At 68.3% G+C, this 12391-nt stretch carries 15 protein-coding genes; 7 read left to right on the forward strand and 8 right to left on the reverse strand.

The genetic code is table 11. From position 1 onward, the window contains the following. Positions 1-455: 455 nt before the first annotated feature. A complete protein-coding gene (locus ACOJTB_RS12530; RefSeq protein WP_420102855.1) occupies positions 456-2474 on the forward strand; it encodes a M23 family metallopeptidase in 2019 nt (672 codons plus the stop codon). Positions 2475-2588: 114 nt separating this feature from the next. Further along, a complete protein-coding gene (locus tag ACOJTB_RS12535; protein ID WP_420102856.1) occupies positions 2589-3506 on the forward strand; it encodes an AEC family transporter in 918 nt (305 codons plus the stop codon). Between the two features lie 7 nt (positions 3507-3513). Here ACOJTB_RS12535 and gluQRS read toward each other — a convergent pair whose 3' ends face one another. Then, positions 3514-4425 (reverse strand): tRNA glutamyl-Q(34) synthetase GluQRS, encoded by a 912-nt coding sequence (gluQRS, locus tag ACOJTB_RS12540; protein ID WP_420102857.1) that lies wholly within the window; start codon positions 4423-4425, stop codon positions 3514-3516. A 185-nt stretch (positions 4426-4610) separates the two neighbouring features. Here gluQRS and ACOJTB_RS12545 point away from each other — a divergent pair, with 185 nt between their 5' ends. Beyond that, positions 4611-5255, forward strand: coding sequence for a DNA-3-methyladenine glycosylase family protein (locus ACOJTB_RS12545; RefSeq protein ID WP_420102858.1), 645 nt, complete (start codon positions 4611-4613; stop codon positions 5253-5255). Positions 5256-5267: 12 nt separating this feature from the next. Here ACOJTB_RS12545 and ACOJTB_RS12550 read toward each other — a convergent pair whose 3' ends face one another. Both ACOJTB_RS12550 and ACOJTB_RS12555 read right to left on the reverse strand, forming a co-directional pair. Beyond that, on the reverse strand, positions 5268-6047 hold the full coding sequence (locus ACOJTB_RS12550; protein ID WP_420102859.1) for an HpcH/HpaI aldolase family protein: 780 nt from the start codon (positions 6045-6047) through the stop codon (positions 5268-5270). A gap of 161 nt (positions 6048-6208) precedes the next feature. After that, positions 6209-6532, reverse strand: a complete 324-nt coding sequence (locus ACOJTB_RS12555) for a DUF1476 domain-containing protein (protein WP_420102860.1) — start codon at positions 6530-6532, stop codon at positions 6209-6211. A 282-nt stretch (positions 6533-6814) separates the two neighbouring features. Between ACOJTB_RS12555 and purC the strand changes: the two genes are divergently transcribed. The 4 genes from purC (at position 6815) to purQ (ending at position 9260) form a co-directional block, all read left to right on the forward strand. After that, positions 6815-7609, forward strand: a complete 795-nt coding sequence (gene purC, locus ACOJTB_RS12560) for a phosphoribosylaminoimidazolesuccinocarboxamide synthase (RefSeq protein WP_420102861.1) — start codon at positions 6815-6817, stop codon at positions 7607-7609. A gap of 41 nt (positions 7610-7650) precedes the next feature. Continuing rightward, positions 7651-8235, forward strand: coding sequence for a hypothetical protein (locus ACOJTB_RS12565; RefSeq protein ID WP_420102862.1), 585 nt, complete (start codon positions 7651-7653; stop codon positions 8233-8235). A gap of 85 nt (positions 8236-8320) precedes the next feature. Further along, complete coding sequence (purS, locus tag ACOJTB_RS12570; protein ID WP_420102863.1) at positions 8321-8563, forward strand: phosphoribosylformylglycinamidine synthase subunit PurS; 243 nt, start codon at positions 8321-8323, stop codon at positions 8561-8563. Between the two features lie 4 nt (positions 8564-8567). Further along, positions 8568-9260 (forward strand): phosphoribosylformylglycinamidine synthase subunit PurQ, encoded by a 693-nt coding sequence (purQ, locus tag ACOJTB_RS12575; RefSeq protein ID WP_420102864.1) that lies wholly within the window; start codon positions 8568-8570, stop codon positions 9258-9260. A 40-nt stretch (positions 9261-9300) separates the two neighbouring features. Here purQ and ACOJTB_RS12580 read toward each other — a convergent pair whose 3' ends face one another. The 5 genes from ACOJTB_RS12580 to ccmA form a co-directional block, all read right to left on the reverse strand. Beyond that, positions 9301-9906, reverse strand: coding sequence for a DsbE family thiol:disulfide interchange protein (locus ACOJTB_RS12580; RefSeq protein WP_420102865.1), 606 nt, complete (start codon positions 9904-9906; stop codon positions 9301-9303). After that, complete coding sequence (ccmD, locus tag ACOJTB_RS12585) at positions 9903-10079, reverse strand: heme exporter protein CcmD (RefSeq protein WP_420102866.1); 177 nt, start codon at positions 10077-10079, stop codon at positions 9903-9905. The genes ACOJTB_RS12580 and ccmD overlap by 4 nt, the downstream gene beginning before the upstream one ends. Continuing rightward, positions 10076-10837, reverse strand: a complete 762-nt coding sequence (locus ACOJTB_RS12590; protein WP_420102867.1) for a heme ABC transporter permease — start codon at positions 10835-10837, stop codon at positions 10076-10078. The genes ccmD and ACOJTB_RS12590 overlap by 4 nt, the downstream gene beginning before the upstream one ends. 113 nt (positions 10838-10950) lie before the next feature. Next, complete coding sequence (ccmB, locus tag ACOJTB_RS12595; RefSeq protein ID WP_420102868.1) at positions 10951-11619, reverse strand: heme exporter protein CcmB; 669 nt, start codon at positions 11617-11619, stop codon at positions 10951-10953. Then, a complete protein-coding gene (gene ccmA, locus ACOJTB_RS12600; RefSeq protein ID WP_420102869.1) occupies positions 11616-12212 on the reverse strand; it encodes a heme ABC exporter ATP-binding protein CcmA in 597 nt (198 codons plus the stop codon). The genes ccmB and ccmA overlap by 4 nt, the downstream gene beginning before the upstream one ends. Between the last annotated feature and the right edge of the window lie 179 nt (positions 12213-12391).

Consider the following 12391-nt stretch of genomic DNA (forward strand, 5'->3'; position numbering starts at 1 on the left):
CGGCGGCGCCGTCTCGATGGGCGGCTTATACGGCCGCCCATCCAACAATGTCAACAAACCAAATGAACTTTTTTTGACAGGCGCAGGATCGGCAAGCGTTCTCAGTGGCTTGGCAACGTCGCGCGGCGATCCGCCGCCCGCTCGCGACCTCCCTTGCGTCGGCCTGCGCGCCCGGCCAGCCGGGCGCGAGCGGTAAGAAGGGCCTCGGCCGTCGCATCCGGCCGCTTGGCAGGATCGCCTGAATCCCCGGCCATCGGCTGCGACAGGCAGCCGACGCCCTTCTCTCTCGCCAGGGCTGGCTTCGCAAATCAGCCTCATTCGGGCGGCAAAGCGATGCCGCCGCGGATTGATTCCCGAGGACAGGGCAGGCATGGTGCCGGCCAGGTCGGCGGCCGGAACCCGGTTCCGCGCGCTTTGCTCCGGCGGCATGGCGATCAAGGTCTAGACAGCGCACGATGAACGCCCATCCCGAGTTTGCTCAGCCGGTCGAGCCGCTCGCCCCCGAGGCGGCGGCTCTCCTGGTCGATCTCGGGATCGAGCCGCCGATCCAGCCGGCCGATTCCCGCCAGTTGCCATTGGATCGGCGCGGCGTGTCGCTGCGCTGGCTGTCGGCATGCATGCTCGTCGGCTCCTGCGGCGCGGCTCTGCTCGGCGCCGCGATCCTGGTCGCGATGCGCGGCGATACGAGCTACCCCGAGCAGCCCGAGATGGTGGCGATCCGCTCCTCCTCCGCGGCGGGTGATGGCGGCGGAGCACGCAAGGCCGACAAGGTCGTCGCCGATCAGCCCATCCTGTCCGCCCGCCACGCCATGCGCGCGCCGATGTCCCAGCGCGTCGGGGACCGGGAGGTCATCAAGGTGCGGCCCTTCGTGCGGCTGGCCACGGATCTGGCGCTCACCAGCGGCGTCTATGCCAGCAATATCCCGCCCTTCAATCCGCTGCGGCTCTTCGCCGAGGGCGGCCAGCCCGACGAGCGCTATGCCGAGCCGGTGCAGGACACCGCCGATGCGGACGTCACCATCGTCAAGCGCGACCTCTCGGACATCGCGATTCCTCAAGCCAAGCCGCGGCTGAGCGATGCCGAAGTGATCTCGCAGGTGGAGGAAGAGCGGGCCAATGCCAGTTCCGGGCGCCAGCGCAGCCTGCCGATCGCGCCACAGCTGATGCTGAGCCGCACCCTGACCGGGGCTGCGCCGATGACGGGCGATATTCTCGGCTATGCGCCGGCCACCGATACGCGCTTCTCCGGCATCGAGGTGCGCGTCGTGCCGGAGAACGTCACCGCCGCCCCGAAGACGCCGATCGCCGCCTCGCGCGATCCGATCGTCGAGGACAAGCTGATCCTCGCCAGGCGCGGTGAGAATTTCGAGCAGACTCTGCGCGGCGCCGGCGCGACGCCCGACCAGATCCGCGCGATGCTCGCCGCCTTCGGCAGCCGGGTGCGGACCACGGCGCTGCCGGACGGGCAGGTCCTGCGCGTGCTCTACGCGCCCGGGCCGAAACCGGGCGATCCCCGGCAGATCATGCGGGTCTCGCTTCTCACCGGTGGCCAGCCCGACGGCACGGTGGCGATGAACGATAAGGGCAGCTTCGTGGCCGTCGCGATTCCGCAGCAGGAGCTCGCGGCCCCCGCCCGCAGCCAGCGCCGCGCCGAGGGCGAGGAGGACGACGAGGCCGAGGGCGGCACCCGGCTCTACGAGAGCCTCTACGAGACCGGCGCCCGCCATGACCTGCCCCGCCCGCTGGTCGATGAGCTGGTGCGGATCTTCTCCTACGATGTCGATTTCCAGCAGCGCGTCCACGGCGGCGACAATCTGGAGGTGATCTTCACCGAGGAGGAAGAAGGCGAGCGCTCCGAAATTCTCTCCGCCAGCCTCACCGTCAATGGCGAGACGCGCCGGGTCTATCGCTACCAGTCCCCCGAAGACGGGCTGATCGAATATTTCGACGACGAGGGCAAGTCGCTGAAGAAGTTCCTGCTGCGCAAGCCGATCGCCGAGGGCGAGCTGCGCTCGGGCTTCGGCATGCGCTACCACCCGATCATGCGCTACTCGAAGATGCATACCGGGGTGGACTGGTCGAACCGCATCGGCACGCCGATCCTCGCCGCGGGCAACGGGGTGGTCCTGAAGGCCGGTTGGTCCTCGGGCTATGGCAAGCACACCGAGATCCAGCACGCCAACGGCTATGTCACCACCTATTCGCACCAGTCGAATTTCGCGCCGGGAATCGTGCCCGGCGCGAAGGTCCGACAGGGGCAGGTGATCGGCTATCTCGGCTCCACCGGCCTCTCGACCGGCCCGCATCTGCATTACGAGGTGTTGGTCAACGGTAATTTCGTGAACCCCCTCAAGATCCGGGTTCCGCGCGGCCGCGAGCTGCAGGGGCCGCAGCTGGCCGAGTTCAGGCGCCAGCGCGACGAGGTGCGGGGCCTGATCGAGAAGGCCGGCGGCGCGGTCGCACAATTGCGCTGAGCGCATGACCGGACGCCGGCAAAGCCGCCGGCCTGTCCCGGGCGGTTGACAAAATCGGACCGAAGGCACACCGCAAAAGCGAGATTTCCCTCTCGCCTGCGATCCCAGCGCGTCATGCTCGCTTCCCTCTTCGTCGTCCTGCCCGTCTTCGGCCTGATCGGGCTGGGCTATGCCGCGCGCTGGACGCGCGTGCTGCGCGAAAGCACCGGCGAGGGGCTCTCCGATTTCGTCTTCGTGCTGGCCGTGCCCTGCCTGCTGTTCCGCACGCTGGCCAAGGCGGATATTCCGGACAGCCAGCCCTGGGGCTACTGGATCGCCTACTTCGCCGCGCTGGCGGTGGTATGGGCGCTGGCGATGCTGATCGCCAGCCGCTTCTTCGCCCGCAAGGGGCCCGAACTGGTGGTCTCCGGCTTTGCCGCGGCCCAGTCCAACACCGTCTTCGTCGGCGTGCCGATGATCCTGAAGGCTTATGGCGAAGCCGGCGGCGTGCCGCTCGGCCTGCTGCTGGCGGTACACCTGCCCGTCACGATGACGATCGCCACGCTGCTGGCGGAGGGCCGCTCAACCTCGCTGACGATGCTGCTGCGGCGCCTGTTCGGCCATCCGATCATCATCGGCATCCTGCTCGGTTCCGCCGTGAGGCCGGTCATCGGCTATGTTCCGCAGCCCTTCTGGACCCTCGTCGATCTGCTGGCCGGCGCCGCCGTGCCCTGCGCCTTGATCAGCCTGGGCATCGCGATGCGTCGCTACGGGCTGGAATCGGGGCTCGCCTTGCCGGCGGTCCTCAGCGGGCTGAAGCTCGGGCTGCACCCCTTGCTGGTCTATTGGCTGGCGACGCGGGTGTTCGAGATGCCGCCGCACTGGTCCGGCGTGGCCGTGCTGTTCGCCGCCTGCCCCTGCGGCATCAACGCCTATCTCTTCGCCGAGCGTTACCGGCAGGGCGTCGCCGACGCCTCCAGCGCCATTACCCTCTCGACCCTCATCTCGCTGTTCACCACCGCCGGCTGGCTGGCTTTCCTCGGCGTCGGCTAGGCGCGCTTCAGGCGAAGCCGAGGAGCCTGCGGATCGATTCCGGGGTGTCGCCCGCTTCCCGCAACGCCGCGAGGCTGATCGAATCGCGGCTTTTCGCCAGCTTCAGCCCCTCATCGTCCAGCAGCAGCGGGTGGAAATGATAGCGCGGCGTCGGCAGACCGAGCAGGTGCTGTAGCAGCACATGGATATCGGTCGCCGCCGCCAGATCCTGCCCCCGCACCACAGGGCTGATGCCCTGCAGGGCGTCGTCGACCACCACCGAGAGGTGATAGCTGGTGGGCGTGTCCTTGCGCGCCAGCACGACGTCCCCCCAGCGCGCCGGATCGGCCCGGGCGACGCTTTCCAGCCCCGCCGAGTCGAAAAGGGGATAATGCAGATCGCCGCCGGCGAGCGCGAGCGCCGCGGCCATGTCGAGACGCAGAACATGCGGCTCCCCGGCGGCGATCCGCTGCTCCGCCTCCGGGATCCCCATCGCGCTGCACCGGCCAGGATAAAGCGGTGCGCCATCCGGATCCGTGGGCCAGGGCTTTCCGGTCTGTGCCTCGCGCGCCCCCGCGTCCCGGCGAAGGTTCTGCCGCGAACAGAAACAGGGGTAGATCAGCCGCTTCGCCCGCAACCGCGCGAGCGCCCCCCGGTAGTCGTCGAAATGCTCCGATTGCCGCCGCACCGCCCCGTCGAACCGAATGCCGAGCCACTCCAGATCGGCCATGATCCCGGCGGCGAGCTCCGGCCGGCAGCGCGCGAGGTCGATATCCTCGATCCGCAGCAGCAGGGCTGCCCCCAGGCGCTCCGCCATGGCCTCGTTGGTCAGAGCCGACAAGGCATGGCCGAGATGCAGCCTTCCGTTCGGGCTCGGCGCGAAGCGCAGGACGGGCCGATGGTCATCGGGGCGGCGGAAATCGGGTGGATCGGAGGGCATGCCGGGTGATCTGAGGGGCTTCCACTGTTCTAGAAGTCGAGTCCTGCTTCGCCTAGACCATCGCGTTTCCGAAAGGGCCGGGTCAGAATGGCCCGAGGATCATCGGTTTCGCAAAAGGCGGGATATCCGTCGATCCTCCGGCGCTGCTGACGCTGCCGGGCGCGGGGGCAGCGCAAAGGCCGGGCATGACGAATCGAATCACCTGCGATGGCGATTTGGAAGAGGGCATGGTCGCGCTCGCGGCCCGGCACCCGGATTGGGCGGCGCTCATCGCCCGGACCGGTCTGCCACCGCTGCGGCTGCGCGAGGGCGGCTTTATCGGCCTCGCGAGCATCATCGTCTCGCAGCAGTTGTCGGTGATGAGCGCCCGCGCCGTCTGGACCCGTTTCGAGAGCGTGTTCGTGCCGATGACGCCGGAGCGTTTCCTGGCGGCGAGCGATGATGATATGCGTCTTTCCGGCCTCTCCCGCCCGAAACAGCGCGCCTTGGCGGCATTGTCCGTCGCTCTGCTCGACCGGCGCCTCTGTCTTGACGGCCTCGTGGGGATGACCCCGGAGGCGGTTCACGAGGCCCTCACCGCGATCTCCGGCATCGGCCCCTGGACGGCGGACATCTACCTGCTGTTCTGCCTCGGCCATCGCGACGGCTTCGCGGCCGGCGATCTCGCGATTCAGGAGGCGGCGCGCCACGCCTTCGGCTTGCCCGCCCGCCCCAAAGCCGCAGAACTGGCGGCGATGGCAGAAGACTGGCGCCCCTGGCGCGGCGTCGCCGCGCGCCTGCTCTGGGCCGATTACGCCCTGCTGAAGAAGCGCGAGGGCCTCAATGCCTGAGGCCGCGCCGCCTCATCCGCGCACGATCCCGAGCGCACGCTGCGCTGCCGAGCGCAGCAAGGCGGTGTCGCTCATCACGGTGACCATCTTCGCGCCCAGATCGAGCGCCGCCTTGGCCCGCTCGGCCGAAGGCGCATAGACCGCGACCGGTTTGCCCACCGCGGAGGCCCGGGCGACGATGTGCTTGATCGCCTCGTCCACCTCGGGGGCGGTCGCGTCGATGCGCTGACCGCCGAAAAGCGCGATCGAAAGATCGGAGGGGCCGACGAACACGGCGTCGATGCCGTCCAGTGCCAGGATGTCGTCGAGAATCGCCATGGCCTCGCGCGTCTCGATCATCGCGAAGGAGAGCGAGAAACCATTCGCCTCCCGCAGATAGCTGTTCGGGTCCAGCCCCGAGGCGCCGAGGCCTCCATAGCTGCCCCAGCTGCGCTCGCCCAGCGGCGGATACTTCGCATAGGCCGCGAAGGTGCGCGCATCCTCGAGGGTGTTGATCATCGGCGCGATGACGCCCGAGGCGCCTGAATCCAGCAGTTTCGAGACGTTCTGGAATTCGCCGACGGGGATGCGTCCGATGGCGGGCTTGCCCGCCGCGTTGATCAGCGGAATGGCCCGGATCGCCTCGCCGAGCGTCAGCGGCCCGTGCTGCATGTCCAGAACGACCGCATCGAAGTCTTCCTGTGCCAGGATCGCGGCGGTGGAGACATCGGGCAGGCCGCACCAGGCCGAAACGACGGTTTCGCCGCGGGAGAACCGATCGGCGAGCGAGGACAGGATGGTCGGCTTGGGCATTGTGCGGTCTTCCCTTCGAGTTCCGCGCATGGAGGCCGGCGGATGCGCGAGGGTGGACCCGCTGGCCCTCAAAAAGCAAACGGGCGCTCATGCGCCCGTTTCAATCTTGCCCTGCATCCCGGGAAGCTCCGCGTCCGATGCCGCCCGGCGGACGGCCTCGATCAGCGCCCGGCCTGGATGTCCTCGGCCGCCTTCACCAGCAGCTCGGTCATCACCCGGCGGATTTCGGTCTCAGCGACGGTGACATTGGCGAGGGTGAAGTCGTTCTTCACCTTGCGCAGCACGTCGTCGTCCCCGGCTTCCTCGAAATCGGCGACCACCACGGTCTTGGCATAGGCATCGGCCTCGGCACCGCTCTTGCCGAGCTTTTCGGCGGCCCAGAGACCGAGCAGCTTGTTGCGACGGGCGTTGGCTTTGAAGCGCAGCTCCTCGTCATGGGCGAATTTGTTCTCGAAGGCGTCCTTGCGCTGGTCGAAGCTGGTCATGCGGCGTAGGGCTCCTATGCGTGTGCGGGGTCTTCAAGACGAAAACTCGCTCTCCATATAGGCGGACCCGGTGCTCTCAGCCAGAGCATCCACGGCATTCGCCACGCTTTAAGCCTGTCGCGGCATCGGACGCCCGATTTGTTGCGTTTGCGGGCGAGAAGCGCCATATAGCAGCCGCGCGCGCACCGTCACGGCATGCCGCGCGCGGGCCGGCTGCAGGCCGGCGAGACAGGGGCCAAGATCCCGCCGCGACCCGATCGCGTCCAGAGAAGGGCCAGCCTTTTGGATTTCCTCAAGCCACGGTACATCCCCATGAGTCGCCGCCGTCGCATTTACGAAGGCAAGGCGAAGGTTCTCTACGAAGGACCCGAGCCCGGTACGCTGATCCAGCATTTCAAGGACGACGCCACCGCCTTCAATGCCAAGAAGAACGAGGTGATCGACGGCAAGGGCGTGCTGAACAACCGCATTTCCGAGCATATCTTCTCGAATCTCAACGATATCGGCGTCCCTACGCATTTCATCCGCCGGCTGAACATGCGCGAGCAGCTGATCCGCGAGGTCGAGATCATCCCGCTCGAGGTCGTGGTGAGAAACGTCGCCGCCGGCTCGCTCTCCGAGCGGCTCGGCATCGAGGAAGGCACGCAGCTGCCGCGCTCGATTATTGAATTCTATTACAAGAACGACGCGCTGAAGAACCCGATGGTCTCCGAGGAGCACATCACCGCCTTCGGCTGGGCCACGCCGCAGGAAATCGACGACGTGATGGCGCTCGCCATTCGCGTCAACGACTTCCTCTCCGGCCTCTTCCTAGGCGCCGGCATCCGCCTCGTCGACTTCAAGATGGAGACCGGCCGGCTCTGGGAGGGCGAGATGATGCGCATCGTCGTCGCCGACGAGATCAGCCCCGATTCCTGCCGCCTCTGGGACATCCGCTCCAAGGACAAGCTCGACAAGGACCGCTTCCGCAAGGATATGGGCGGGCTGATCGAGGCCTATTCCGAGGTGGCCCGCCGTCTCGGGATCCTCGGCGAAAACGAGAACCCTGGCCAGAGCGGCCCGCGCCTGGTGCAGTGAGCGCCTTTCGCCAGCCGCATTGCGAGACGAAACGGGAGCGCATGCGCTCCCGTTTTCGCATCGCGGCCCTCGCGCTGGCGGCGGCTGTCCTGCTCGGCTCCTGCGGCTATGACGCCGGCCGTGGCATCGCCGATCTGCCGGCCTCCACCGGCTGGGAGGCGCTGCCGATCGGCAACTGGGTGTTGAACGATGGGCTCGATGCCCGCGCCGTGGTGTTCTGCCCGCGCACGACCTGCCCGAAACCAGGCGTCGCGGCTCTCCTCGCCTTCGCAGGCGAAAGGGGGCGCGGCATGGAGCAGGCCCTCTCGCAAAGCCCGGCCGCGCTTGCCGGCGCCTTCGAAAAGCTCGCTTCGGACAAGGCCGCGGCGCTCGCCGAGCAGCGACGCCGCGCCGGGCGCGAGCCCGAGCCCCGCGCCAGAAGCGGCAGGACCGACATCGCCCGGTTTGAGGCCGATCAGGCGCAGGGCGTGCTGGTCACGCTCCACGCGGCCAGCAAGGGCCGGCGCCAGGCCGTGACCGCGATCCTCTACGGACGGCAGGACGATCGCCTGCTCGTCGCGCTCGGCATCAGCGAAGAGCCGGATGCCGCCCGGCAGCAGGCGCTGGCCGCATGGCGGAGCCGCTGATTCACGTGAAACTGCCGGATATGGTTGAGCCTGCGGCGATTTCTCGGTAAGGCCTCGGCCAGAAGCGCCGTCCCCGGAGATCCCCATGAAAGCCCGCGTCACCGTCACCCTGAAGACCGGCGTGCTCGATCCGCAGGGCAAGGCGATCGAGGGCGCGCTGAAATCGCTCGGCATCGACGGCGTCGAATCGGTCCGCCAGGGCAAGGTCTTCGACATCGAGATCGCCGGCAGCGACAAGGCCGCCGCCGAAACCGCGCTGCAGGCGGCTTGCGAAAAGCTGCTCGCCAATACGGTGATCGAGAATTACCGCGTCGAGATCGGAGCCTGACGCCATGAAGGCCGCCGTCATCACCTTTCCCGGCACCAATCGCGACGGTGACGTCGCCAAGGCGCTGAAGCAGGCGGGCGCGGATGTCGCCCATGTCTGGCATGCCGATCACGACCTGCCGGCCGGGACGGATCTGGTGGTGCTGCCCGGCGGCTTCTCCTATGGCGACTACCTGCGCACCGGCGCGATCGCGGGGCGCGCCAACATCATGGACGCCACTCGCGTCCATGCCGCCGCCGGCGGCTATGTGCTGGGCATCTGCAACGGCTTCCAGATCGCCTGCGAGGCGGGGCTGCTGCCGGGCATCCTGGTGCGCAACGCCCATCTCAAATTCGTCTGCAAGCGCCAGAACCTCAAGGTCGAACGCGCCGACACGCCCTACACCGCCCATTATCGGCCCGGCCAGGTAATCGATGTCTGCATCGCCCATGGCGAGGGCAATTACATCGCCGATGCCGAGACCCTCGCGCGGCTGGAGGGCGAAGGCCTCGTCGCCTTCCGCTATGCCGACGAGACCGGCGCGGTGACGCCGCAGGCCAACCCGAACGGCTCGCTCAACAACATCGCCGGCATCTATTCGCCCGGCTTCAATGTGCTCGGCCTGATGCCGCATCCGGAGAACCTGATCGACACGCTGGTCGGCGGCACCGACGGGCGCGGGCTGTTCGAGAGCCTGGTCTCGGCGAAAGCGGCCTGAAAAGAGCCCCCGTCGTCATTGCGACGAGCATAGGCCAGTATCAGCCGCCCTTCAGCGCCTTCTGCAGCAGCCGCGCGGCGGCCGCAGCGTCGAGCGGGCCGACATGCTTGTCCAGGATGCGTCCATCCGGCCCGATGACGAAGGTTTCCGGCACGCCGTAAACGCCCCATTCGATCGCGGCCCGCCCGGCCTTGTCGGCTCCGACGGCCGAGAACGGATTGCCCAGAGCGCCGAGGAAGCGCCGGGCGTTTTCCGCCTCGTCCTTGTAGTTGATCCCGGCCAGCGCGACCTTGCCCTGCCGCACCGGTTCCGACTGGGCGATGCCCATGAGCACCGGATGCTCGATCTTGCAGGGCGCGCACCAGCTGGCGAAGACGTTGACGATGGTCGCCCGCCCCCGCGCCAGATCGGCATTGCCGAAGCTGGACACGGGCTGCCCGTCCCGCACCAGCCCCTCGACTGGCGTCAAGGTGATGGCGGGCGCGGTCCTGCCGATCAGGGCCGAAGGCACCCGGCTGGTATCGCCCGAGAACAGCCCGATCCCGAAAATGACCGACAGAACCGCAAACAGCAGCAGCGGCACCAGATAGAGCAGCGGCGAGCGCCGCCGCGGCGTCTCCTCCCGCTCCGGCTCGCCCGTGCTCATGGCCGGCTCCGGCGGCCGGCGCCGCGCTCTTCCAGTTCGGCGAGCGCCTTCTTCTGGCTGCGATGATCGCTGATGATCGAAAGCGTCAGGCCCAGCAGCACGACGGCCATGGCGGCATAGGAGCCGAGAATATAAGCCGCATGCGGGCCGAGCCCTGCGAAAAGCGTGGTCATGCCGTCGCCTCCAGACGGGCCAGCCGGTCCAGCCGCTCGGCTTCCAGGATGGTCAGTGTCCGCACGCGGCGACGCATGATCTCGGCCCGCATCGCCACCATGTGCAAGGCGAGGGCGAACAGCGTGAAGCCTGCCGCCAGGATCAGCAGCGGCCACAGCATGGACGGGTCGATGGTCGAGCCGCCCATGCGGAACACCGAGGCCGGCTGGTGCAGCGTGTTCCACCAATCGACCGAGAACTTGATGATCGGCACGTTGACGAAGCCGATCAGCGTGAGGATCGCGACCGCGCGGCCCGCCCGCGACGGCTCGTCCAGCACGCGCCAGAGCGCGATGATCCCGAGATAGATCAGGAACAGCACCAGCACCGAGGTCAGCCTTGCATCCCAGACCCAATAGGTGCCCCACATCGGCTTGCCCCAGAGCGCCCCGGTGAGGAGGCAGATCAGCGCGAAACCAGCCCCGATCGGCGCCGCCGCCTTCTGCGCGACATCGGCCAGCGGATGCCGCCAGACCAGCGTGCCGAGTGCCGAGAGCGCCATCATCGAGTAGAACATCAGCGCCAGCCAGGCGGCGGGCACATGGATGAACAGGATGCGGATGGTCTCGCCCTGCTGGTAATCGGGCGGCGCGGAGAACCAGGCGAGATAGAAGCCGACGACCAGCAGCGCCGCCGCCAGCGCGGCGAGCCAGGGCAGCAATGCCGCCGAGAAGCGCATGAACCGCGTCGGATTGGCGAGGTCGATCAGGCTGGGCATGGGTCCGCCGGGAATGTCGATCCCGCTGCTCTAGAATCTGGAAGGGTTTCAAGCAATGCGCGAGGCTGGACCTGCGACATCACGATCGGGCGCGCCGCCAACGAAAATCGGGTTCAGTCGGTCTGGCGCAGCGCCGCCGCCGCCGCCAGCGTCCCCATCGCCACCGCCGCCAGAGACAGCCCGCACAGGATCAGGAACGGCGTGCGGAACGGCACGGTGCCGCCGAGGGCCGCATTGGCGGCCGACACCCCGAAGATGAGCACGGGGATGGTGAGCGGCGCGACCAGAACGGGCACGATCAGCCCACCGCGCCGCAGGCTGGCCGCGACCGCGGCCCCCGCAGCACCGATGAAGCTTAGCGCCGGCGTGCCGACGAGAAGCGTCGCCACCAGCGGCAGCACGCCCTCCCCCGGCAGCGCGACCAGCAGCCCGAGCAGCGGGGCGGACAGAGCCAGCGGCAGGCCGGTGGTGACCCAATGCGCCAGCCCCTTGGCCAGCACCGCGCCCTCGAGCGGCAGCGGGGAGGCGCGCAGCAGATCCAGCGACCCATCCTCCTCATCGGCCTGGAACAGCCGGTCGAGTCCGATCAGGACCGACAGCAGCGCGCCCAGCCAGAGAATCGCCGGGCCGATACGGGACAAGAGATTGAGGTCTGGCCCCAGCGCGAAGGGCACCAGCACCACGATGGTGAGGAAGAACACCAGCGCCAGCTCGCCGCCGCCGCCGGCCCTTGCCGCAAGCGCGAGATCCCGGCGCAGGATCGCGAGAAAGGCCCGCCTCACGCCCCGATCCTCAGCTCGCGCGCGCCATCGAGCCCGAGCGGCCCATGCGTCGCCGCCAGGATCGCCCCGCCTTGCGCCAGATGCGCCTGCATCAGCCCGCTCAGCATCGCCTGGGACGCGACGTCCAGCGCCGCCATCGGCTCGTCCAGCAGCCAAAAGGGCCGCCACGCCACCAGCAGCCGCGCCAGCGCGACACGTCGCCTCTGGCCGGCGGAGAGATAGCCCACGGGCAGGGCGGCGACATGCGGCAGGCCGACAGCCGCCAGCGCCTCCTCCGGCGTGGCGGAGGGCTCGCCCAGCAGCGCCTGGGCGAAGGCGAGGTTTTCGCGCGCGGAGAGGGCGGTCTTCAGCCCGTCGCGATGGCCGACGAGATGGCTGAGCTCGGCCATCTGAGCGTCGGGGGCACCCTCGACCGAGATGCGCCCTGCCTCCGGCCGCAGCCTGCCGCAGAGCATGGCGATCAGGCTCGACTTGCCGGCCCCGTTGCGCCCGGTCAGTGAAACCGCCTCGCCGGCGCCAAGAGACAGGCTGACAGCCTCGAAAATCAGCCTTCCGCCGCGGCGGCAGGCCAGATTCTCGGCCCAAAGCCGCAGAGGGGGACAATCCGAAAAACTCAAAGCTGCGCTGCCGCCGATGCGTCCGACCACTTTTCGTTCATGTAGCGCGCATCTTGGAATTGCTCTATAGAACCCGCGGCTACGCCGCACGCCGATCCGGCGCGGGGCTCGGGCACTCCCGGGGCGGCGCGCGCGTCACGCGCATTAGGCCTTCG

It is taken from the genome of Allobosea sp. (genome assembly GCF_048595345.1).
GTDB lineage: Bacteria > Pseudomonadota > Alphaproteobacteria > Rhizobiales > Beijerinckiaceae > Allobosea.